The following is a 23293-nucleotide window of genomic DNA, read 5'->3' as shown; positions in this document are numbered from 1 at the left end:
AAAGTGTTACCTATGTTCCCGGTCTGATCTGTCACCTATGTATCCGGTCATACAGCAGCGCCACCGGGGGAATATGCCGGGTTTATCACCCGGCATATTTTTTATCGCGGATAACCTTCCAGCAGCGTATTCAGGCGATCGGCCATCAATTCCCCGCGCCATCCCGCCATCATCTCCGGCAAGCCATTCTGCGGCTTCAGCTTCCAGTGCCAGTTAAGCAGCTGATTAATCTGACGGCGTGAAGCGAGCAGTTCCGCGCTCAGCTTGCTTTCCGTAGCCACCGCCTGCACCCGCGCTTTGATGTCCTTAAACGCTTTGCGATAGCCTGGCATATCCATCAGGTTCAGCAGCGGTTCCGGCAGCGCCTCTTCCGGTAACGCCTGCGCTTTTGCGACCAGCGCCAGCAGGGTTTTGCCGTGGAAACGGATTTCACTGCCCGAAAGCCCAATGCTGTCCAGCTCGCCGAGGCTGCCCGGCATATAGCGCGCAACCGCCCAGAGATGCTCTTCGCGAACCACAAAGTTAACGGCCAGATCGCGCTCGCGCGCTTTACGCAAGCGCCAGTCTGCCAGCAGCTGCAGGCACGCCAGCTGACGCGTACGCAGCTGCCAGGCGTTGCTGATGTCGCGCCAGGCCTCTTTCGGATCCACCACTTCCTGACGACGCAGCTGGGTCATACGGCACTCGTCCAGCGCGGCGGACAGCCAGCCGGATGCCTCGGCTTCTTTCATCAGCTGTCCGGCGATCGGCAGCAGGTAAAACACGTCAGCCGCCGCATACTCCAGCTGGCGCGCGGTAAGCGGACGCGCCAGCCAGTCGGTACGGGATTCGCTTTTATCCAGCGTCAGGCCCGTATACTCCTCCACCATGGCGGCAAAGCCCCAGGAGAGCGGTCGCCCGCTGAACGCCGCAAGGATCTGCGTATCAATCAGCGGCTGAGGCATGATGCCAAAGGTGTTCAGAAAGACTTCCAGATCTTCACTGCCTGCGTGCAGGTATTTCGTGACGGCGGTATCGAGCAGCAGATCGCGCATCGGCGTCCAGTCGGTAATGCCGAGAGGGTCGATCAGCGACACGTGTTTACCGTCGTACATCTGAATCAACCCCAGCTGCGGATAGTACGTCCGGGTACGGACAAACTCGGTATCCAGGGCAATGGCAGGAAAGTCGCGCGTCACTTCGCACAGCGAAGCCAGCTCGTCGTTGGTCGTGATCATCTGGTAATTCAAATCGGATTCTCTTTTGTTTGCGCCCATAAAAAACGCCGGCTTAACCGGCGTCTGGACGATTAACGTGAAGCTCAGGCCTTATTGTCTACTTTGGCACGGGCTTCGTCACGTAATTCTCGTCGTAATATCTTCCCGACGTTGGATTTCGGCAGCTCGTCGCGGAATTCCACCAGCTTCGGCACTTTATAGCCCGTCAGCTGACGACGACAAAACGTTATCAGCGCTTCCTCGGTGAGAGAAGGATCCTTCTTGACCACAAATATCTTCACCGCTTCACCGCTGCTGCCGGAAGGCACGCCGACCGCTGCCACTTCCAGCACGCCGCTGTGCTGCATCACCACGTCTTCGATCTCATTCGGATAGACGTTGAAGCCGGAGACCAGGATCATATCTTTCTTGCGATCGACAATGCGCAGGAAGCCCTCGTCATCCATCACCGCGATGTCACCGGTATGCAGCCAGCCGTCTTTGATGATTTCGTCGGTCGCATCGGGACGCTGCCAGTAGCCCAGCATGACCTGTGGACCTTTGACGCAAAGCTCACCCGGCTCACCCGGCGCGACTTCGTTATCGTTATCATCGACCAGTTTCGCTTCAGTGGAAGGAACGGGCAGGCCAATGCTTCCGCTGTGGTAGTCGATGTCATGCGGGTTAACGCTGACCAGCGGCGCGCACTCCGTCAGGCCATAGCCCTCCAGCAGATACTGGCCGGTAAGCTTCACCCAGCGCTCGGCCACCGCCTGCTGAACCGGCATGCCGCCGCCCGCAGAGAGATGGAGCGTGGAGAAGTCCAACTGCTGGAACTCTTTGTTATTAAGCAGCGCGTTAAACAGGGTATTTACCCCGGTCATGGCGGTGAACGGGTATTTTGCCAGCTCTTTCACCAGCCCCGGTATATCACGCGGGTTAGTAATCAGCACGTTTTGACCGCCGAGCTCAATAAACAGCAGGCAGTTCATGGTCAGTGCGAAAATGTGGTACAGCGGCAGCGCCGTAATGACCAGCTCTTTGCCGGGATGCAGCAGCGGCCCGTAGGTGGCATTGACCTGCTCAAGGTTCGCCAGCATGTTGCGGTGGGTCAGCATTGCGCCTTTCGCCACGCCGGTGGTACCGCCGGTATACTGCAGGAACGCGAGATCTTCTGAGACCACTTCCGGCTTAACGTACTGCATACGATAGCCCGCATGCAGCGCGCGGCGGAAGGAGATAGCGTCCGGCAGATGGTATTTTGGCACCAGACGTTTGACGTATTTGACGACAAAGTTAACCAGCGTGCCTTTGGCGGTGGAGAGCTGGTCCCCCATGCGCGTCAGGATGACGTGTTTCACCTGGGTTTTGTCGACCACTTTTTCCAGCGTATGGGCAAAGTTGGACACAATGACGATCGCAACCGCGCCGCTGTCGTTCAGCTGATGCTCCAGCTCGCGCGGGGTGTACAGCGGGTTGACGTTAACGACAATCATCCCGGCACGCAGGATACCGAACAGCGCCACCGGGTATTGCAGCAGGTTCGGCATCATTAGCGCGACGCGGTCCCCTTTTTGCAGCCCCAGCCCTTCCTGCAGGTACGCCGCAAACGCCCGGCTGCGCTCCTCCAGCTTACGGAACGTCATCACCTCGCCCATATTCACAAATGCGGGCTGGTCCGCGTAGCGCCTTACCGAGTGTTCAAATAATTCCACCAGGGATTGATAACGGTCAGGATTGATCTCAGCAGGAACATCTGCGGGATAACGGTTAAGCCAAACCTTCTTCAATGCATCACCTCTGAAATGAGTGTTCGTCGTCATCACAACCCCGATAATAAACAGTTTGTTAACATTATATTAACTCAGCGTACCAGTTTATTAATTGTTCAGATTTAAGGTTGCGAAGCGCGTCACTCTTTTTTTTCGTTTTATCCGTAAAAAAACAGAGACAGCGGCTGAGCCGCTGTCTCTTTTCTAGCAATAACAGTAAGTTACTCAGTAACGATCGTCTGTACCTGTGCAGGCCCCGGGTTATACCAGCCCCAGCCCGGGTAGCCGTAACGATAAGGATGTGGACCCCACATCCACGGATCGATCGGCTGAGGCGGCATGATCACCTGCTGTGCCAGCCGCCAGCGCTTGTAGCCGTTCACCTGCATGGTCATAAATTTATACGGCGTGCTGCCGATTTTGCCCTGTACGGCGCCGATAATCGGCCCGACGACGGTCACCAGCTGTCCGCGAAAATCGACCGGATCGAGGAACCCGCTGACGTCCGCATAGATACGTCCCCGGGAGGCCTCGCCCAGTACAGGCCGCGCGCCGCTGTCCAGCGGAACGGTGGCGATCTCCAGACGGGTTTTCCCCTGCTGGTTTTGTACGTCTATGACCTTACCGCCGAAGCGCGCTTCCTGGCCGACGTACAGCTCAGGTGCATTCATCACCCGAACCAGATCCTGCTGTGGCGTCGGGCTGCTGCCCTTAATCGCATCAGGAACGGAAACGCATCCGCTCAGTGCTATGGCAACCGCGCCTGCCATAATAAGGCGTACTACTTTAGTCTGAACCGCCATGATGCGACTCCTTTTTCTCAGTTCCTGTTACTGAGATTCACTCGCGGCCCGGAAGTTTCTTCCACGCGACGGTGTTTCGCAAATAAACCGGTTCCGCGTGTTCAACGGCCACGGTTTTGCCTGCTGCGAGCAGCTGGCTGGCAATCGGAAGCATATCTTCCGCAGTTGGCAGAAGCATGTTGCCGTCCACCAGCGTCAGCCCGGTGCCGTTCGCCATCTCAGGCCACGCTGGCCAGCCCGTACCGACGGTCGCCCACTCGCCGGACAGCTGCTTCAGCCGTTCCGTCACCGCTTCCGGCTTAAGCACGGCTTCCGTCTCTTCACCGTGCCACACGCCCTGCTCGTCGCGGGTGTATTCGGCCCAGTAAACTTCGCCCATGCGGGCATCTATTGCGGCCAGGACGCGCGTTGCCCCGGTCATGCGCCATGCGCCCTGCGCCATGGTGGCGAGGGTTGAGACGCCGATCATCGGCAGTTCGGCGCCCAGCGCCAGCCCTTGCGCAATGCCAATCCCGATGCGTACGCCCGTAAAGCTGCCGGGGCCGCGGCCAAAGGCCAGCGCGTCGAGGTCGGTTAAGGAGGTGTTGCCCTGGGTTAAAATGGCTTTTACCAGGGGGAGAATGCGTTGGGTGTGTTCCCGTGGGCACTCTTCGAAATGGGCAGAAACAGCACCGTCGTTCAACAGAGCAACAGAGCAAGCCTCTGTCGCGGTATCAATAGCCAGAATTCGCATCAGTCGTCGCGCTCTCGCAAGGGTCAGTCACAAAATGGCGCGCATCTTAGCACACTCCGGGGTAAATTACTCCGCCGTTGGGTTTGCCAGGAAACGCACCGCGCGTTTTATGTCCCGCGTCCGCGGTGCGGGCGGCAGGCTTGCAAGGAAGGTTGCCCCGTAAGGACGCATCACCAGCCGGTTATCGCAGATGACCAGCACGCCGCGATCGGTGACGTCACGGATTAAGCGCCCTACCCCTTGCTTAAGCGTAATGACCGCATCCGGCAGCTGAACCTCGTCAAACGGATCGCCGCCGCGCAGGCGGCAGTCTTCCATCCGCGCCTTCAGCAGCGGATCGTCCGGGGAGGTAAACGGCAGCTTATCAATGATCACCAGCGAAAGCGTGTCGCCGCGCACGTCCACCCCTTCCCAGAAGCTGCTGGTTGCGACCAGCAGGGCGTTACCGGCGCTAACGAACTGCTGCAGCAGCTGGCCTTTGCTGGTTTCGCCCTGCAGCAGCACCGGTAGCGTCATGGTGGCGCGGAACTGTTCGGCGAGGTCGCGCATCATGGCGTGGGAGGTGCAGAGCATAAAGCAGCGGCCGTTATTGGCCTCGATCATCGGCTTCAGCATCGCCGCCAGCAGCCGGGCCGCACCCGGCTGGTTGGGAAGCGGCAGATTGCGCGGCACGCAGAGCAGCGCCTGCTTTTCGTAATCGAACGGGCTGGGCAGAAGCAGCGATTCCGCCTGCTCAATACCGAGGCGCTCGGTGAAGTGGTGCAGGTCGTCATTCACCGACAGGGTTGCCGACGTGAAGATCCAGCTGCCCGGCTTTTGCGCCATCACCTCTTTAAATTTATCCGCCACCGTCAGCGGCGTGAGCGCCAGGGTAAAGTGGCGCGAGGTGCATTCATACCAGTAGCTGTAACCCGGCTGGTTAATCTCTTTCAGCCGTTTCAGCCGCCCGCGATAGAGCGTGGCGCGCTCGAAGGCCGCGTCGAGCAGCGCGGAGCGGCCGAGCGACAGTTTCGCCACGTCATAGCAGAGCTCAAGCGCATCATCAAGCAGCAGCAGCGCGCGCTGGATGTTTTTGTCCGCCAGCAGCTCGCGCAGGTTTCCGCGATAGCCCGGCTCGCCAAGCTGTAAACGAAAATCCTGCGCGCTCTGCGCCAGACGGTCGGCGCACTTCTGCAGCTGCTGGGTATCTTTGAGTTCGGTCCGGTATGCAATGGTGAAATCTTTCGCCAGATCCTGCAGCTGGCGGCTGGAGAGCGACTGCCCAAAATACTGGCTGGCGATATCCGGCAGCTGGTGGGCTTCGTCGAAGATCATCACGTCCGCCTCCGGGATCAGCTCACCAAAGCCGCTGTCCTTAACCACCATATCCGCGAGGAACAGATGGTGGTTCACCACCACCACATCCGCATCCATCGCCGTTTTGCGCGCTTTCACCACGAAGCAGTCTTTATACAGCGGGCAGTCGCTGCCGAGGCAGTTGTCGTTGGTGCTGGTCACCAGCGGCCAGGCGGGAGAGTCTTCCGGCACGCTCGCGCAGGTGCTGATATCGCCCTCTTCGGTCTGGTTCGCCCAGGCGCGAAGGATAATGACGTCGCTCAGGGTTTGCACCGGCAGGTCGCCGCCCGCCAGCGCCTGCTGCTCAAGGCGTTCCAGGCAGAGATAGTTGGAGCGCCCCTTCAGCAGGGCCAGACGGCCTTTGTATTTCAGCGCCTTTGCCACCGTGGGCAAATCGCGGCTGTAGAGCTGGTCTTGCAGGGCTTTCGAACCGGTGGAGATAATCACCTTTTTTTTCGCCCGCAGCGCTGGCGCAAGGTAAGCATAGGTTTTACCCGTGCCGGTACCCGCTTCGACCACCAGCGGCTGAGCCTTATCGATGGCGCGTGCAACGGCATGCGCCATCTGTCGCTGAGGCTCACGGGGTTTGAAGCCGGGGATAGCCTGCGCTAATTGACCTTCAGGGGAAAAATCGTCTGCCACGGTGCTCTCTCACTGTATTTTTGCACAGGGATTATGTCAGCCCATCCTCTCCTGTGCCACCCCAAATAGTGACGACACGAGAACAATATGGCAGTCTTGCCGCCTGATGACGAAAAATAACGAGGAAACGTTTATGACAATTGTGCGCATTGATGCCGAAGCCCGCTGGTCTGATGTGGTGATCCACAACCAGACGCTCTACTACACCGGCGTCCCGGCGAACCTTGACGCGGATGCGTTTGAGCAGACGGCCAATACCCTGGCGCAGATTGACGCGGTGCTGGAAAAACAGGGCAGCGACAAATCCCGCATTCTGGATGCGACGATTTTCCTGGCGAACAAAGATCACTTCGCGGCGATGAACAAAGCCTGGGACGCGTGGGTGGTGGCGGGTCACGCGCCTGTACGTTGCACCGTACAGGCCACGCTGATGAAGCCGGAATACAAGGTTGAGATTAAGATTATCGCGGCGGTTTAAGCCCGATCACTCTTCATCTTCATCCTCGAAACGCGCCACGATCCGCTCGCCGGTATGCGTGGCGCGCAGCTCTTCCGCCACCTGGGAAATCGCCTGTCCGCTGCTCATCCCCTGGGACATCAGCTCCTGAATTCGCTCAACCGCTTTCTGCTGCTGTTCATGGCTCAGAGAAGGTAAACCTGCAAACATCGTCAACTCCTGCTAAATTATTCGCGCTAATTATTTCACGCTGCCCGGTAGTATGCCACACATGAACATGCGCTTCCCCACTGTTATTACCCTGCCCTGGCGGACAGACGCCGCTGAATACTGGTTTTCCCGCCTGAGCCATCTTCCGTTTGCGATGCTGCTGCACTCCGGCCATGCGGACCATCCCTACAGCCGCTTTGATATTCTGGTCGCCGATCCGCTGAAGACGCTGACAACCGATGACCTGTCGCTGACGGACGATCCGCTGGCGCAGCTTCAGCACGATATTAACGCGCTGGGCTTATCCGCTACGCCAAACCCGGACCTTCCCTTTCAGGGAGGCGCGCTGGGCCTGTTTGGTTACGACCTGGGCCGCCGTTTCGAAACGCTGCCCGAGCGTGCGCAGGCTGATATTTCTCTGCCAGACATGGCCGTGGGGCTGTATGACTGGGCGTTAATCGTCGATCACCAGAAAAAAACGGTTTCCCTGCTGAGCCATCGTGACGTCCAGGCGCGTCTGGACTGGCTTGAGGCGCAACAGGCTGCACCGGCACAGACGTTCACGCTCACCTCCGGCTGGCGCTCAAATATGAGCGCTGCGGAATATGGCGAAAAATTCTCGCGCGTTCAGGCGTATCTGCAAAGCGGCGACTGCTACCAGGTTAACCTCGCTCAGCGCTTCCAGGCGACCTATCGGGGAGATGAGTGGCAGGCGTTTACCCGCCTAAATGCCAGCAATAAGGCGCCGTTCAGCGCATTTGTCCGTCTGGAACAGGGGGCGATCCTCAGCCTGTCGCCCGAGCGCTTTATTCACCTGGCGGAGGGGACCATTCAAACCCGCCCGATTAAGGGCACGCTTCCACGCCTTGCCGATCCCGACGCCGACCGTCAGCAGGCGGAAAAGCTGGCCGCCTCGCCGAAAGACCGCGCCGAAAACCTGATGATTGTCGATCTGATGCGCAACGACATTGGCCGGGTGGCCGTGCCGGGCAGCGTCCGCGTGCCGGAACTGTTTGTCGTCGAGCCTTTCCCTGCGGTGCATCATCTGGTCAGCACCATTACCGCGCAGTTGCCAGACTCGCGCACGGCCTGCGACCTGCTGCGCGCCGCGTTCCCGGGCGGCTCCATCACCGGTGCGCCGAAGGTGCGGGCAATGGAGATCATTGATGAACTGGAGCCCCACCGGCGCAATGCCTGGTGCGGCAGCATCGGCTATATCAGCCTGTGCGGCACGCTGGATACCAGCATTACCATCCGCACGCTGACCGCCTGCAACGGAAACCTTTACTGTTCGGCCGGGGGCGGGATTGTTGCCGATAGTCAGGTCGATGCGGAATATCAGGAAACCTTTGATAAAGTTAACCGTATCCTGAAACTACTGGAGTAATCACGGGTGGAAAAAGAGAACCTGACGCTGGATGACTTTTTATCGCGTTTTCAGCTACTAAGACCGCAGGTGAGCCGCGAGGCGCTGAATCAGCGTCAGGCGGCCGTGCTGATCCCGGTCGTGCGTCGCGCGAAGCCGGGCCTGCTGCTCACCCAGCGTTCCGCCCATTTACGTAAGCATGCCGGTCAGGTCGCTTTTCCGGGGGGCGCGGTAGACAGCTCCGACGCCTCGCTGATTGCCGCCGCGCTGCGCGAAGCGCAGGAAGAGGTGGCCATTCCGCCGGAGGCCGTTGAGATCATCGGCGTGCTGCCGCCCGTCGACAGCGTTACCGGTTTCCAGGTCACGCCGGTGGTGGGCATTATCCCGCCGGGTCTGCAGTATCACGCCAGCGTTGATGAAGTCTCTGCGGTGTTTGAAATGCCGCTGGATGAAGCCCTTCGACTGAGTCGTTACCACCCGCTGGATATTCAGCGTCGTGGGCATGACCATCGGGTCTGGTTGTCCTGGTATCAGCATTATTTTGTCTGGGGCATGACGGCGGGCATCATTCGTGAACTGGCGCTGCAGATCGGCCTGAAACCTTGACTATACTTTACATTCCGCCCTCTTCTGCCAGGTTTGCGATCTGCGTCGCGCTATTAGCAAAACCCATCGTTAACCATTAGTTTAATTCATGTGAATAGTTAAGCCGAGGTCGGTGTTCCCTCTTACACTATGCGCAGTTATAACATCGTTACTGGAACCCCGGTAACCCTGTCAGGAGTGTGAAAGTGATTAGTATATTCGACATGTTCAAAGTGGGAATTGGCCCTTCGTCTTCCCATACTGTTGGCCCGATGAAGGCCGGTAAACAGTTCGTCGATGATCTGGTCGAAAAAGGATTACTGGAAAGCGTTACCCGTGTCGCCGTGGATGTTTACGGCTCGCTGTCATTAACGGGTAAAGGCCACCACACCGATATCGCCATTATTATGGGTCTGGCAGGCAATATGCCGGATACCGTTGATATTGATGCCATTCCGGCATTCATCCGCGACGTGGAAACACGTGGCCGCCTGCTGCTGGCAAACGGCCAGCAGGAAGTCGATTTCCCGCAGGATGACGGCATGCGTTTTCGCAGCGACAACCTGCCGCTGCATGAAAACGGCATGACCATTCACGCTTATAGCGGTGAAAAAGAGATCTACAGCAAAACGTACTACTCCATCGGCGGTGGTTTCATCGTGGATGAAGAGCATTTTGGCAAAGACAGCGTCGGCGACGTCAGCGTGCCGTACCCGTTCAAATCGGCGACCGAGATGCTGGGCTACTGCAAACAGACCGGTCTTTCCCTCTCCGGCATGGTGATGCAGAACGAACTGGCCCTGCACAGCAAACAAGAGATTGAAGACTATTTTGCCAACGTCTGGCAAACCATGCGCGCCTGTATCGATCGCGGGATGAACACCGAAGGCGTTCTGCCGGGTCCACTGCGCGTGCCGCGTCGTGCCTCTGCTCTGCGCCGTATGCTGGTAACCACGGACAAATTCTCCAACGACCCGATGAACGTGGTCGACTGGGTGAATATGTTTGCGCTTGCGGTTAACGAAGAGAACGCCGCCGGGGGCCGCGTCGTGACGGCGCCAACCAACGGCGCGTGCGGCATTGTTCCTGCGGTGCTGGCGTATTACGACCACTTTATTGAGCCCGTGACGCCGGACATCTATATCCGTTATTTCCTGGCGGCAGGTGCCATCGGCGCGCTGTACAAGATGAATGCCTCCATCTCCGGTGCGGAAGTGGGCTGTCAGGGTGAAGTCGGCGTGGCCTGCTCCATGGCGGCGGCGGGTCTGGCAGAGCTGTTGGGTGCAAGCCCTGAGCAGGTCTGCGTGGCGGCTGAAATCGGTATGGAACATAACCTCGGTCTGACCTGCGACCCGGTCGCGGGCCAGGTGCAGGTGCCGTGCATTGAGCGTAACGCGATTGCCTCGGTGAAAGCCATCAACGCCTCTCGTATGGCGATGCGCCGTACCAGCGAACCTCGCGTATCGCTGGATAAGGTGATTGAAACCATGTACGAAACGGGCAAAGACATGAACGCGAAATACCGCGAGACGTCCCGTGGTGGCCTGGCCATTAAGGTGCAGTGCGACTAATACTGCCTTTCGCCCATCTGCAACGGATGGGCGAATTTCCCTCTTCTTCCTCGTCTCCTTCTGCTTTCCCCACTACACTTTTACTGTTGCGTCCGGCTTTTGTGGCTGGTGGCTTATCAGGCGACCGTTCATGCAAACTGCACAAACGATCATTAAAAATTATCGCCGAAAACGCGTTATCGTCTGCGTGACGGTTGCGCTCCTCACGCTCATCCTGACGCTAGGCATTCGCTTTATCTCCCAGCGCAACGTTAACCAACAGCGGATCCTCGATTTTACCAGCCATACCGTTCGCGCCCTTGATAACGTTCTGCTTTCCCTGGAAAACCACCGCAACGTGCTGCAGCCGCTGGTGGGGCAGCCCTGCCTGCAGGTGCAACTGGCACTGCGGCAGCAGGCAGCCATTTTGCAGACGGTACGCTCCATTGCCCTGATCGAAGACGGTATCCTGTACTGTTCGAGTATTTTCGGCAGCCGCAGCGAGCCTGTGCGTGACGTCCTTCAGGAGCTCCCTGCCAGCACGGCGAAGCTGATTTTATCGACCGACCAGTGGCTGCTTAAGGGTAGCCCTGTTTTGATCCAGTGGTATCCCGTCTCTCAGGACGGTGAAGATGGCGTCGTCGAGATTATCAATATCGACCTGATCGCCAGAATGATCCTCGAGCCCCAGCGTCCGCTCATCAATGACGTGGTGCTGACAGTCGGCAATCGCTTTTTACGCTACGGTCAACGCGTCACCGACAGCCTGACGTTTGATGAGGAGAGCGCCCTTTTCCAGCAGTCTTCAACCCAAAATCCTTTCACGATTACGGTCGGCGGACCTGGCCCCGGAGAGTTAGCCTTAAAAAGCCTGCCCGCCCAGCTGCCGCTGGGACTGATGCTCAGCCTGCTGCTGGGCTATCTCGCCTGGCTGGCGACGGCAAACCGGATGAGCTTTACGTGGGAGATCGATATGGGCATTGCGGCGCGGGAATTTGAGCTTTTCTGCCAGCCGCTGGTGAATGCCCGCACCCAGGCGTGCACTGGCGTGGAGATCCTGCTGCGCTGGAATAACCCCCGTCAGGGTTGGATCACCCCGGAGGTGTTTATCCCTCTGGCAGAAGAACATAACCAGATTGTCCCCCTGACCCGCTACGTCATCGCCGAAACGGTGCGCCAGATAGGCTACTTCCCGTCCAGCCCCGGTTTTCACATCGGCATTAACGTCGCCGCCAGCCATTTCCGCCACGCAGTATTGATACAGGATCTGAACCGTCTCTGGTTCAGCGCCTGTCCGCGCCAACAGCTGGTAATTGAACTCACGGAACGGGATGCGCTGCTGGACGCGGATTATCGCATCGTGCGTGAACTGCATCGCAAAGGCGTGAAGCTTGCTATCGACGATTTCGGCACCGGGAACAGCTCCCTCTCCTGGCTTGAAAAGCTGCACCCGGACGTTCTGAAGATTGACCAGTCTTTTACGACCGCCATCGGCACCGACGCCGTGAATTCAACGGTGACGGATATGATTATTGCGCTGGGCCAGCGGCTGAATATCGAGCTGGTGGCGGAAGGGGTTGAGACTGAGGAGCAGGCGCGCTATTTACGCCGTCACGGCGTACCTGTGCTGCAGGGATTTTTCTATGCGCGGCCGATGCCGCTGCGGGACTTTCCAGACTGGCTGGCGGGAAGTGCTCCCCCGCCAGCGCGTCATAACGGGCACATCGTGCCCTTAATGCCGCTGCGTTAAGCAGACTTACTCATCTTCATCGTGGGCAGATTGTTCTTTAACAATGCGGACCATATCAACACGATAGTCGTTGGCTTCGACAATGGTAATGTGCAGCGGCGGCAGCTCAATCACATCGCCGACGCGCGGGATCTGCCCGTTCACGGCGATAACCAGACCGGCAACGGTCGCGATGTCTTCTTCATCGTTGACCACGTTTTCCAGCCCCAGCGTGTGCGAGAGCGCGTGCAGGTCGGTCGTACCTTTAACCAGCCAGCCTTCGCCGTCGGCAACAATTTCCGGCGTTTCGTCTTCATCCGGGAATTCACCGGCAATCGCTTCCAGCACGTCCAGCGGCGTCACCAGCCCCTGCACCACGCCAAACTCGTTGGTGACGATAACAAAGCTACCGCGCGCGCGGCGCAGCACACCGAGCAGGTTGATCGGATCCAGCGTTTCCGGCACCACAATCGCAGGCGATGCGGCAGCAACGGCTTCGACGTTAACGCCTTCTTCCAGAGCGACCAGCATCTCTTTTGCCCTGACCACGCCGATGATCTCATCCAGCTCGCCGCGACACACCGGGAACAGGCTGTGCGGTGAAGAGAGCAGCTGCTGGCGAATTTCATCCACGCTCAGGTTAGCATCGACCCAGCTGATCTCCCCGCGCGGCGTCATGATGCCGCGCAGCGAACGGGAGGCCAGAGAGAGCACGCCGTTAATCATGTAGCGTTCCTGTTCCACAAACGCCCCTTCCGGCACCGGAACCGGGTTGTGGTTTTCGGAATCAGACTGAACGTTCACCTGACGACGACCGCCCATCAGGCGAAGAATGGCATCCGCGGTACGGGCGCGCAGCGGCTGATTTGACTGCTGCTTAATAAAGTTACGACGCGCAATCTGGTTGAACAGCTCGATCAGGATCGAGAAGCCAATCGCAGCGTACAGGTAGCCTTTCGGAATATGGAAGCCAAAGCCTTCCGCCACCAGGCTCAGACCAATCATCAGCAGGAAGCTCAGACACAGCACCACCACCGTCGGATGCTGGTTCACGAAACGCGTCAGCGGTTTCGACGCCAGCAGCATGACCGCCATCGCAATAACCACCGCCGCCATCATGACCGGCAGGTGGTTCACCATGCCGACCGCCGTGATCACCGCATCCAGCGAGAAGACCGCATCCAGCACCACGATCTGCAGCACCACTACCCAGAAGCTGGCATACCCTTTACCGTGACCATCATCGTGCTGCCGGTTTTCCAGCCGCTCATGGAGCTCTGTCGTCGCTTTGAAGAGCAGGAATATCCCCCCGATCAGCATGATCAAATCACGGCCGGAGAAGGTGTAATCCATGACGGAGAATAACGGTTTGGTCAGCGTGACCATCCACGAGATAACGGAGAGCAGACCCAGTCGCATGACCAGCGCCAGCGAGAGACCAATCAGACGCGCTTTATCACGCTGTTTTGGGGGCAGCTTATCCGCAAGGATGGCGATAAACACCAGGTTATCGATGCCGAGAACAATCTCCAGCACCACCAGCGTGAGCAATCCTACCCAGATTGACGGGTCCATTAAGAATTCCATGACAAGCTCCTGCTAAAGGAATGACGAAACGGTGCCCCACTCAACGTGGGCAAAACAGAGGCAGACAGAGTCGATACGTGGCGAGGATCGCCGGTGAAAAAGGCGCGAAATGGCCTGAAAGATGACTGACGTCGGTGACGGTCCATATAGTGGGCTGTAGCCCTATACTCCTGAACAATTAAACGGAGGCTAAACATATCAGACACAATGCATTTTTAGCAAAGATTTACGTTCCTTTGCAAAGATCTGTAACACAGTGGCTGTAACCTTAAGATAATTCTGTCGCGCGTGGCTAAATTACGGATCTTCATCACATAAATTATTTTTTCACTATCTAAAATAATTCGCGGAAGTCTTAGTTTTTTGAACTCTAACCCTTATCTGAATCGATTCGGTTCGCCAATACGATTCTCAGTACGACTGCCCGGCAGGCGTATTAATGATAATAAAAGGAGGTAGCAAGTGACCATTGCTATTGTCATAGGCACACATGGTTGGGCTGCTGAGCAGCTACTCAAAACGGCAGAGATGCTGTTGGGCGAGCAGGAAAACGTCGGCTGGATCGATTTCGTTCCCGGTGAAAACGCCGAGACGCTGATTGAGAAGTACAACGCTCAACTCGCGAAGCTGGATACCAGCAAGGGCGTGCTGTTTCTCGTTGATACATGGGGCGGCAGCCCGTTCAATGCTGCCAGCCGCATTGTCGTCGATAAAGAGCACTATGAAGTTGTCGCCGGGGTCAATATCCCCATGCTGGTGGAAACCTTCATGGCGCGCGACGACAATCCGTCTTTCGACGAGCTGGTGGCCCTGGCCGTTGAAACGGGCCGTGAAGGGGTGAAAGCCCTGAAAGCACAGCCGGTGGAAAAACCTGCCCCTGCGCCCGCAGCGGCACCGAAAGCGGCAGCGCCGGCAAAACCGATGGGTCCGAATGATTACATGGTGATTGGCCTTGCGCGTATTGATGACCGCCTCATCCACGGTCAGGTTGCCACGCGCTGGACCAAAGAGACCAACGTTCAACGCATTATCGTGGTCAGCGACGAAGTGGCCGCCGACACCGTTCGTAAAACCCTTCTGACACAGGTTGCTCCGCCTGGCGTTACCGCGCACGTCGTGGATGTCGCCAAGATGATCCGCGTTTACAACAACCCGAAATATGCGGGCGAACGCGTAATGCTCCTGTTCACTAACCCGACAGACGTTGAGCGCATTGTTGAAGGCGGCGTGAAAATCACCTCCGTTAACATTGGTGGTATGGCCTTCCGTCAGGGCAAAACGCAGGTCAACAACGCCATTTCAGTTGATGCGAAAGATATCGAGGCATTCAACAAGCTGAATGCGCGCGGTATTGAGCTGGAAGCCCGTAAGGTTTCCACGGATCAAAAACTGAAAATGATGGATTTGATCGGCAAAGTTGGGAAATAAGCCCGCGCCGGTTCTCACATAAAGTTTATGTAATAGGAGAAGTGCAATGGAGATTACCACTCTTCAGATTGTACTGGTGTTCGTCGTCGCATGTATTGCGGGTATGGAATCCGTACTTGATGAATTTCAGTTCCACCGCCCTCTGGTGGCCTGTACGCTGATTGGGGCCGTTCTGGGTGACATGAAAACCGGTATCATCATCGGTGGTACCCTGGAAATGATCGCCCTGGGCTGGATGAACATCGGTGCGGCAGTTGCGCCTGATGCCGCGCTGGCCTCTATCATTTCGACCGTTCTGGTTATTGCCGGTCACCAGAGTATTGGTGCAGGTATCGCCCTGGCGATCCCGCTGGCTGCCGCAGGCCAGGTTCTGACCATCATTGTTCGTACTATCACCGTAGCCTTCCAGCACGCAGCGGATAAGGCCGCCGAAAACGGCAACCTCACGGCACTGTCGTGGATCCACGTTTCTTCCCTGTTCCTGCAGGCGATGCGTATCGCGATCCCGGCGGTTATCGTGGCGATCTCCGTCGGTACCAGTGAAGTCCAGAGCATGCTGAACGCCATTCCTGAAGTGGTCACCGGCGGTCTGAACATCGCGGGCGGCATGATCGTGGTCGTTGGTTATGCGATGGTCATCAACATGATGCGCGCAGGCTACCTGATGCCGTTCTTCTACCTCGGCTTCGTGACCGCTGCCTTCACCAACTTCAACCTGGTTGCACTGGGTGTGATTGGTGCGGTAATGGCGATTCTCTACATCCAGCTCAGCCCGAAATATAACCGCGTCGCGGGTGCCCCAGCGCAGGCTGCTGGTAACAACGATCTCGATAACGAACTGGACTAACAGGTGAGCGACATGGTTGATATGACAAAAACTACCACCGAGAAAAAACTCACTCCGGGTGATATTCGTGGCGTGTTCATCCGTTCTAACCTGTTTCAGGGTTCATGGAACTTCGAACGTATGCAGGCGCTGGGTTTCTGCTTCTCCATGGTTCCGGCGATCAAACGCCTGTATCCGGAAAACAACGAAGCGCGCCGTCAGGCCATCAAGCGTCACCTGGAATTCTTTAACACCCATCCTTACGTTGCGGCGCCCGTTCTGGGCGTAACGCTGGCGATGGAAGAGCAGCGTGCGAACGGTGCAGAGATTGACGACGGTGCCATCAACGGTATCAAAGTCGGCCTGATGGGCCCGCTGGCCGGCGTTGGTGACCCTATCTTCTGGGGTACCGTTCGTCCGGTCTTCGCCGCACTGGGCGCCGGTATCGCGATGAGCGGCAGCCTGCTTGGTCCTCTGCTGTTCTTCATCCTGTTCAACGCCGTGCGTCTGCTGACCCGTTACTACGGCGTGGCCTACGGCTACCGTAAAGGGGTGGACATCGTTAAGGACATGGGCGGCGGCTTCCTGCAGAAACTGACTGAGGGGGCGTCAATCCTCGGCCTGTTTGTCATGGGGGCACTGGTTAACAAGTGGACGCACGTGAACATCCCGCTGGTGGTATCGACCATCACCGGACAGGATGGTCAGACCCGCGTCACCACCGTGCAGACGATTCTGGACCAGCTGATGCCGGGCCTGGTCCCGCTGCTGTTGACCTTCGCCTGTATGTGGCTGCTGCGTAAGAAAGTGAACCCGCTGTGGATCATCGTTGGCTTCTTCGTCATCGGTATCGCGGGTTACGCCGTCGGCCTGCTGGGTCTGTAATGCAATAACGTTAGACGCCGGGGGCTTGCCCCCGGTTTTTTATTGGTTATCTGGAGGAAGAATGACTGCCACGGACATCGTACTGGTTTTATTTATTATTGCCCTTCTGGCTTATGCGATCTATGACGAGTTCATCATGCCGCGCCGTCACGGCGAGACGCTGCTCTCCCTTCCCCTGCTACGACGCGGGCGCGTGGATGCCTTTATCTTCGTGGGCCTCATCGCCATTCTTATTTACAATAACGTCACCAGCCATGGTGCATTATTAACCACATGGTTATTATGTGCGCTGGCATTAATGGCGATTTATCTGTTCTGGATCCGCATACCAAAAATCATTTTTAAATCCCACGGATTCTTCTTCGCCAATGTATGGATAGAATATAACCGTATTAAAGAGATGAATTTATCCGAGGACGGCGTGCTGGTGATGCAATTAGAACAACGCCGCCTGCTTATTCGGGTGAAGAATATTGATGACCTGGAAAAGATATACAAATTACTCGTTAAGACTCAATGAGTTAGATATATAGCAATGGCTATAACTTGTCTTTATTTTGCGCAGGAAATATAGCCAAAGCTATATCCACACCGTTAATTTTATCTCTATTTGTTAACGATATTTTCACGCTTAAAGACAAATGAAAATCGTTATCAACAAACGATTTAAATAATGCCTCTTCATTGTTGTTTTATATTCTCAAAATATGTTAAGGTTGCGCCCGTCGTTGGGGAGTAGCCGATTTCCTGTTCGCAGGAAATGTACGTGTCAACATACTCGTTGAAAAACGTGGCACGTACGGATCGCTTACCGCATGTCTTATGTGCGTTGCGATCAGGCGAGACCATAGATACATCAACTGCTGTTTACTGGGGGCAGTGATGTGTCATATGGATATCCCCGGTCTGGACGCTGTTATGAATATCTCCGCTACGATCCTTCTCGCTTTTGGCATGTCCATGGACGCATTCGCTGCTTCCATCGGGAAAGGCGCCACGCTCCACAAACCTAAATTCTCAGAAGCCCTGCGTACCGGCCTGATTTTTGGCGCTATCGAAACGCTGACCCCGCTTCTCGGCTGGGGACTTGGCATGCTCGCCAGCCAGTTCGTGCTGGAGTGGAACCACTGGATTGCCTTCGTCCTGCTGGTGTTTCTCGGTGGCCGAATGGTCATTGAAGGTTTTCGCGGCGGCGATGATGAAGACGAGGAGCCGCAGCACCGCCACGGCTTCTGGCTGCTGGTCACCACGGCCATTGCCACCAGCCTTGATGCGATGGCCGTCGGCGTCGGTCTGGCTTTTTTGCAGGTCAATATTATCGCCACCGCGCTGGCTATTGGCTGTGCAACCCTGATTATGTCCACGCTGGGCATGATGGTCGGACGGTTTATCGGCCCGCTGCTGGGTAAACGCGCCGAGATCCTCGGGGGAATTGTGCTGATTGGCATTGGTGCCCAGATCCTCTGGGCACACTTCGCCGGTTAATCTTCGCGCTGCCAGACGTGGATGCTGAAGTCCGTCTGGCAGCGAAATGTTGAGTGTGCCGCTAACGTTTCCCATACCTCAGGTTTTGCCCGCCACGCGAACGGCGTCATCTGCAATAACGCGACGGCCTCTTCCCCTTTCAGCATCATTTCGTACGCCACCGATTCCGCCTGCTTCAGGGTAAAACCGGCCAGCTTTTCAGAATGAGGGGCATGGAGACGCACTTCGTCGTAGATCAGCCCTTTCAGCTCCATCAGATGACGCGGACCTGGCGTCACGGTGACCACCCATCCGCCCGGTTTCACGACGCGCGCCAGCTCCTCCGCCTTACACGGCGCGTAGATGCGGATAACAGCGTCCATGCTGGCATCGTCAAACGGCAGCCGGTGGCTGGACGCCACGCAGAACGTCACGTCGGTATAACGTTTTGCCGCCGCGCGAATGGCCACTTTCGACACGTCCAGACCGAATGTCTGTGCGCCCTTCTCACGAGCAACCTCCGCAAACCGTGCGGTGTAGTACCCTTCCCCACAGCCGATATCGAGCATGGCGGTGGCGGAAGCCGACAGAATGTCATTCAGCCTCTGCGCGACGGTCTCCCGCAGCGGCAGATAATGCCCGGCATCGAGAAACGCGCGGCGCGCCCGCATCATCTCTGCACTGTCGCCAGGATCGCGCGAGCGCTTATGCTGCACCGGCAGAAGATTCACGTAGCCTTCTTTTGCCTGGTCAAACTGATGCCCCTGCGGACAGGTATAACGTTTATCTGAGTAGGTCAGGGGGGCGTGACAAAGGGGACAGCTGAAGGACATGGCTACTCCGGAGCATAATCAAAGGGCGAAGTGTACCGCTATTCGCCCCTGTTATAAACGCCCGGTTAGCGCATGACGATAAGGTGTTCGGACCCCGCCGGTAATCCGTCAGGTTTGATATTCTCCAGACGCAGCACGTTACCCATAATCTCGCTGAAGACTGGCGCGGAGACGGCACCGCCGTAGTAGGCCCCGTTTTGCGGATCGTTAATCACCACCACCAGAGCAAAACGCGGATTGCTGGCAGGCGCAACGCCCGCGGTGTAGGCGACGTATTTATCGACATACTTCCCGCTATCGTCAATTTTCTTCGCCGTGCCGGTTTTCACCGCCACCCGGTAATCACGCACGGCAGCCTTGACGCCACCGCCGCCCGGCAGCGCAACGCTCTCCATCATGTGCTCCACTTCGTGCGCAATCTCTTCCGGCATGACGCGGTGCCCGATAACGGGGGGATCGATGCGGGTGATGGAGAGAGGACGCTCAAGCCCGAACCCGCCAATCGTGGCGTAGACGTGGGCCAGCTGGAGCGGCGTGACCATCAGCCCGTAGCCGAAGGCAAAGGTCGCGCGATCGAGCTGGCTCCAGTATTTACGCTGTGGCAACAGCCCTGAACTTTCCCCCGTTAAGCCAAGCCCCGTATTGGTGCCAAAACCAAAGTTTCGATAGGTATCAATAAGGTGCTGAACGGGCATCGCCAGAGAAAGCCGGGAAACGCCGGTGTCGCTCGATTTTTGCAGGATCCCGGTCATCGTCAGCTCAGGGTAATAGCCCACGTCGCGAATGCGATGCCCGTCAAGGGTATACGGATGGGTGTCAATCACGCTGTCCGGCTGGACCAGGCCCTGCTGCAGGGCCGTCATCAGCACCAGCGGCTTGACGGTCGAACCGGGTTCGAACGTATCGCTGATCGCGCGGTTGCGGAAATCATTTATCGTCGCGCCTTCCCGATTATTGGGATTGAAATCCGGATAGCTCGCCATCGCGAGTATTTCCCCGGTTGGGATATTAATTAATACCGATGCCCCCGACTCGGCCTTGTTCCAGGCCACAGCATTGTCGAGCGCATCTTCGGTGATGGTTTGCAGCCGCTCGTCAATACTTAACTGAATGTTATGCGCCGGTGAGGGCGCGATTTCAGTCAGGTTTTCAACCACGCGCCCGTAGCGATCTTCCCTCACCTGACGCACGCCCGGCTTGCCGGTGAGTTGGGCGTTGAAGCTCTTTTCCACACCTTCAATGCCCTGCCCGTCAATATTGGTGAAACCAATCAGGTTCGCTGCCACATGGCCAGCAGGATAAAAACGGCGGGACTCGTCGCGTAAATTGATGCCGGGCAGATTCAGTTTATCGATCCACTTTGCCTGTGCCGGATCGACCTGGCGGGCAAGGTAAATAAAACGACCCTGCGGGTTGGCGTTGATGCGTGCCGAGAGCGTGCCGAGGGAGAGATGCAGCGCGCTGGCCAGCGCCTGCCAGCGCTCATCAAGGTTGACGCCCCCTTTTGCCAGCACCGTCTTAGGATCGGCCCAGACGGCCTGGACAGGCACGCTCACCGCCAGAGGGCGGCCCTCGCGATCCATTATCATGCCGCGCGGCGCATCAATCGCCAGCTGGCGGAGGGATCGCATATCTTCCTGCTTCACCAGATTGTCAGGCTTAATGATTTGCAGCCAGGCAACGCGGCCCAGCAGAAAAGCCAGACTACAAAAAATAGCTAAACAGAGCAGCACAAAACGCGCCGGCGTGAAATTTCCGACGGTCGCTATCGATTTCTTCTTCACCTGAACCCCAGGACTGTAAAACAACGCACTGATTTAACGGGAAAAGATGGGTTTAGGGTGGCAAAACAGTGCTACTAACCTCGCAGCTTTGCAACAAGTTACTAACAAGACCGTGGATGGTAATATTTTGAAAGATAAGGGACATAAAAAAGCCCCGCGACAAGCGAGGCTTTATGTCTGAGAGTGAAGTGCAGGGCACTTCAGTCAGCAGCGGTTCGATCAGATAGCAGTTACGTTAACTGCAGCTGGGCCTTTCTGGCCGTCCTGAATTTCGAACTCAACGTTCTGGCCTTCAGCCAGAGTTTTGAAGCCGTTACCCTGGATTGCAGAGAAGTGTACGAACACGTCTTTGCTGCCGTCAGCAGGAGTAATGAAACCAAAACCTTTAGACTCGTTGAACCACTTAACTTGACCTTTAATCTTTGCCATTTTGCAAAATTCCTTAGAGTGTTTTCTTAGCCCGCAGGCATTAACTGAGATAAAACTGAGACATTACTGCATGAGGCACTAATATAAGGTTCGGCAGAGAAGCGGTATTCAACGACAACGTGTTTACTCAGGACTTCTTTACTGAAAATGCCACACATAAACAGAACTGTACCTCGTTTGACCCAAAACGTGTTATCACACACTATGTTTAATATGGCAAGCCATTTTTAAACATGTCTCGATCCGCCGCACAAATTCGAACAGTGCCTGTCAGGTTTTGCACAATTATGCGCATCGCGTACAGACAGCCCTGCTGCGTAACAAAGACCCAGCATTGCTTGCACAACCGCTGTAATCTAAGACTTTTTTAACATAGCTCATTCATTACGAACCGTCCAGCAACCAGGAAAAGAAATCTTTCGTCCTGATTGAGTTAGAACAATTTGTGAAAAGTTATGCTTAAATCATTGTAACGCGACCAAATTGTTTCAGAGAAAAAACACTGTTAAAAACCCGCGCCCAGCTGTATTAAAATGCACCAGCGAATAAACAGCGTTATGCACCAAAATAATGAAATTTTTATGACTCTGCATCAAAAGAAGGCAAGCAAAACGTTTCGATAAAAATAAAACATTCCTGCGCGCGTTTACATCAAGAATATATGCAACAATTTATCGCTTCGTTTAGAAGGATAAATATTCACCAATTTTCAGTATCCTGAAAGAATGATTAACTGGTGCTAAATTATCGAGCGCGTCAGTTAACTCCTGCACAGGTTCATCTAAAGCTTCATCTGCCAGTTCAAACACGCCCCAGTGAATGGGAAACGCCAGAGGGCAACCCAACTGCTGCCACAATGCCACCGCTGATTGCGGATCCATATGATGAACAGCCATGAACCATCGTGGGGCATAGGCACCAATCGGCAACGCGGCGGCATCTATCTGGCCCAGGCGTTCAGGAATCAACAACAGCTCAGGCGAATAGCCGGTATCACCGCTGAACCAGAAACGATGATGCCGTCCTTCCATCACCCAGCCGCACCATAAGGAACGATTGCGGTTCCATGGCGTGCGCATGCTCCAGTGCTGCGCCGGCACGGCGGTCAGCGTCATCCCCTGCCAGGTGAAACTCTGCCACCAGTCGAGTTCGACCACGCGTTTTGCTCCCCGGCGACGAAACCAGTCGGCCAGGCCCAACGGAACGAAACAACAGACGTCGGGAAAGCGCTTGAGGATTCTGCGAATGGTTGCGTCATCAAGATGATCGTAATGATTATGGGAGATGACAACCGCATCAAGCTGATGAAGTTGGTCGACAGACAGTACGGGAGGCGTTTTGCGCTGGGGTCCCAGGAAAGGCAGCGGAGAAGCACGTCGTGAAAACACCGGATCGGTAAGGATGATATTGCCGTCCAGCTGCAGCAACACGCTCGCGTGTCCGAGCCACCACACCCCATCTTCATGAGATGCCGCAAGCTCAACGGGTTGCCACCACTGGCGGATGAAATCGTCATAACCCAGCGCGGGCGGCTTCGGTAAACCGGCCTCTTTGCGCGCTTTACGCCAACGTTCAAGGTCACCGGGTTGATGTCCGACAGGAAGGGTATTACGAAAACCGTTCGGGGTATGATGTTTCAGGGAGGGGTCATACCAGGGATTTTTCCAGACCACAGCCAC

22 protein-coding genes, 1 pseudogene and 1 riboswitch are annotated in these 23293 nt (G+C 56.4%); of the genes and pseudogenes, 10 read left to right on the top strand and 13 right to left on the bottom strand.

All coding sequences use genetic code 11. From position 1 onward, the window contains the following. Window positions 1-101: 101 nt before the first annotated feature. The 5 genes from rnd to AA74_RS0100255 all read right to left on the bottom strand — a co-directional run bounded on the left by rnd (window position 102) and on the right by AA74_RS0100255 (window position 6481). The gene (rnd, locus tag AA74_RS0100275; protein ID WP_155267959.1) at window positions 102-1217 is read right to left on the bottom strand and encodes a ribonuclease D; all 1116 of its coding nucleotides are present in this window, start codon (window positions 1215-1217) and stop codon (window positions 102-104) included. Window positions 1218-1300: 83 nt separating this feature from the next. Continuing rightward, window positions 1301-2986 carry a long-chain-fatty-acid--CoA ligase FadD gene (gene fadD / locus AA74_RS0100270; RefSeq protein WP_014884268.1) on the bottom strand — a complete coding sequence of 562 codons (1686 nt, stop codon included), beginning with the start codon at window positions 2984-2986 and terminating at the stop codon, window positions 1301-1303. Between the two features lie 203 nt (window positions 2987-3189). Continuing rightward, window positions 3190-3771: a Slp family lipoprotein gene (locus tag AA74_RS0100265; protein ID WP_025910143.1), complete on the bottom strand. Its 582-nt coding sequence runs from the start codon at window positions 3769-3771 to the stop codon at window positions 3190-3192. Window positions 3772-3808: 37 nt separating this feature from the next. Continuing rightward, a complete protein-coding gene (tsaB, locus tag AA74_RS0100260) occupies window positions 3809-4504 on the bottom strand; it encodes a tRNA (adenosine(37)-N6)-threonylcarbamoyltransferase complex dimerization subunit type 1 TsaB (RefSeq protein WP_025910140.1) in 696 nt (231 codons plus the stop codon). Window positions 4505-4570: 66 nt separating this feature from the next. After that, window positions 4571-6481 carry an ATP-dependent DNA helicase gene (locus AA74_RS0100255; RefSeq protein ID WP_023325496.1) on the bottom strand — a complete coding sequence of 637 codons (1911 nt, stop codon included), beginning with the start codon at window positions 6479-6481 and terminating at the stop codon, window positions 4571-4573. Window positions 6482-6614: 133 nt separating this feature from the next. Between AA74_RS0100255 and AA74_RS0100250 the strand changes: the two genes are divergently transcribed. Continuing rightward, window positions 6615-6959: a RidA family protein gene (locus tag AA74_RS0100250; protein WP_025910137.1), complete on the top strand. Its 345-nt coding sequence runs from the start codon at window positions 6615-6617 to the stop codon at window positions 6957-6959. 6 nt (window positions 6960-6965) lie between these two features. Here the strand turns inward: AA74_RS0100250 and AA74_RS0100245 are convergent, their stop codons facing one another. Continuing rightward, the gene (locus AA74_RS0100245; protein WP_008500497.1) at window positions 6966-7148 is read right to left on the bottom strand and encodes a YoaH family protein; all 183 of its coding nucleotides are present in this window, start codon (window positions 7146-7148) and stop codon (window positions 6966-6968) included. Window positions 7149-7209: 61 nt separating this feature from the next. On the opposite strand from AA74_RS0100245, the gene pabB reads away from it, so the two are divergent. The 4 genes from pabB (at window position 7210) to AA74_RS0100225 (ending at window position 12399) form a co-directional block, all read left to right on the top strand. After that, entirely contained in the window at window positions 7210-8535 is a 1326-nt protein-coding gene (gene pabB / locus AA74_RS0100240; protein ID WP_025910134.1) for an aminodeoxychorismate synthase component 1, read from the top strand. A gap of 6 nt (window positions 8536-8541) precedes the next feature. Beyond that, window positions 8542-9120, top strand: coding sequence for a CoA pyrophosphatase (locus tag AA74_RS0100235; RefSeq protein WP_025910133.1), 579 nt, complete (start codon window positions 8542-8544; stop codon window positions 9118-9120). A gap of 185 nt (window positions 9121-9305) precedes the next feature. Further along, window positions 9306-10670, top strand: coding sequence for an L-serine ammonia-lyase (gene sdaA / locus AA74_RS0100230; RefSeq protein WP_008500494.1), 1365 nt, complete (start codon window positions 9306-9308; stop codon window positions 10668-10670). A gap of 130 nt (window positions 10671-10800) precedes the next feature. After that, window positions 10801-12399, top strand: a complete 1599-nt coding sequence (locus AA74_RS0100225; RefSeq protein WP_025910130.1) for a cyclic diguanylate phosphodiesterase — start codon at window positions 10801-10803, stop codon at window positions 12397-12399. A 6-nt stretch (window positions 12400-12405) separates the two neighbouring features. Here the strand turns inward: AA74_RS0100225 and yoaE are convergent, their stop codons facing one another. After that, on the bottom strand, window positions 12406-13965 hold the full coding sequence (gene yoaE, locus AA74_RS0100220) for a CNNM family cation transport protein YoaE (RefSeq protein WP_008500492.1): 1560 nt from the start codon (window positions 13963-13965) through the stop codon (window positions 12406-12408). Beyond that, window positions 13953-14111, bottom strand: coding sequence for a hypothetical protein (locus AA74_RS1000000123780; protein WP_371258203.1), 159 nt, complete (start codon window positions 14109-14111; stop codon window positions 13953-13955). Before AA74_RS1000000123780 ends, yoaE begins: the two co-directional genes overlap by 13 nt. Before the next feature lie 316 nt (window positions 14112-14427). Here AA74_RS1000000123780 and manX point away from each other — a divergent pair, with 316 nt between their 5' ends. From manX to mntP, 5 genes are all read left to right on the top strand, one after another. Next, window positions 14428-15393: a PTS mannose transporter subunit IIAB gene (gene manX, locus AA74_RS0100215; RefSeq protein WP_008500491.1), complete on the top strand. Its 966-nt coding sequence runs from the start codon at window positions 14428-14430 to the stop codon at window positions 15391-15393. Window positions 15394-15439: 46 nt separating this feature from the next. Next, on the top strand, window positions 15440-16240 hold the full coding sequence (manY, locus tag AA74_RS0100210; protein ID WP_008500490.1) for a PTS mannose transporter subunit IIC: 801 nt from the start codon (window positions 15440-15442) through the stop codon (window positions 16238-16240). 12 nt (window positions 16241-16252) lie between these two features. After that, entirely contained in the window at window positions 16253-17104 is an 852-nt protein-coding gene (locus tag AA74_RS0100205; protein WP_006810994.1) for a PTS mannose transporter subunit IID, read from the top strand. Between the two features lie 61 nt (window positions 17105-17165). After that, complete coding sequence (locus AA74_RS0100200; protein WP_023293940.1) at window positions 17166-17624, top strand: DUF986 family protein; 459 nt, start codon at window positions 17166-17168, stop codon at window positions 17622-17624. A gap of 198 nt (window positions 17625-17822) precedes the next feature. After that, window positions 17823-18012: riboswitch (yybP-ykoY riboswitch) on the top strand. Window positions 18013-18022: 10 nt separating this feature from the next. Then, window positions 18023-18589 carry a manganese efflux pump MntP gene (gene mntP, locus AA74_RS0100195; protein WP_023293941.1) on the top strand — a complete coding sequence of 189 codons (567 nt, stop codon included), beginning with the start codon at window positions 18023-18025 and terminating at the stop codon, window positions 18587-18589. Here mntP and rlmA read toward each other — a convergent pair. From rlmA to AA74_RS0100175, 5 genes and pseudogenes are all read right to left on the bottom strand, one after another. Further along, entirely contained in the window at window positions 18586-19401 is an 816-nt protein-coding gene (rlmA, locus tag AA74_RS0100190) for a 23S rRNA (guanine(745)-N(1))-methyltransferase (protein WP_025910110.1), read from the bottom strand. The genes mntP and rlmA overlap by 4 nt on opposite strands. 65 nt (window positions 19402-19466) lie before the next feature. Further along, window positions 19467-21185, bottom strand: a complete 1719-nt coding sequence (gene ftsI / locus AA74_RS0100185; RefSeq protein WP_025910109.1) for a peptidoglycan glycosyltransferase FtsI — start codon at window positions 21183-21185, stop codon at window positions 19467-19469. 219 nt (window positions 21186-21404) lie between these two features. Then, complete coding sequence (gene cspE, locus AA74_RS0100180) at window positions 21405-21614, bottom strand: transcription antiterminator/RNA stability regulator CspE (RefSeq protein ID WP_001062678.1); 210 nt, start codon at window positions 21612-21614, stop codon at window positions 21405-21407. Between the two features lie 13 nt (window positions 21615-21627). Continuing rightward, window positions 21628-21772, bottom strand: a pseudogene (locus AA74_RS01000000121865) (DUF2627 domain-containing protein). A gap of 525 nt (window positions 21773-22297) precedes the next feature. After that, complete coding sequence (locus AA74_RS0100175) at window positions 22298-23287, bottom strand: MBL fold metallo-hydrolase (RefSeq protein ID WP_025910105.1); 990 nt, start codon at window positions 23285-23287, stop codon at window positions 22298-22300. Between the last annotated feature and the right edge of the window lie 6 nt (window positions 23288-23293).

The organism is Enterobacter sp. 5-4 (assembly GCF_000612205.1).
Taxonomy (GTDB): Bacteria; Pseudomonadota; Gammaproteobacteria; order Enterobacterales; family Enterobacteriaceae; genus Enterobacter; species Enterobacter roggenkampii.
This window is presented reverse-complemented; position numbering and strand designations above follow the sequence as displayed.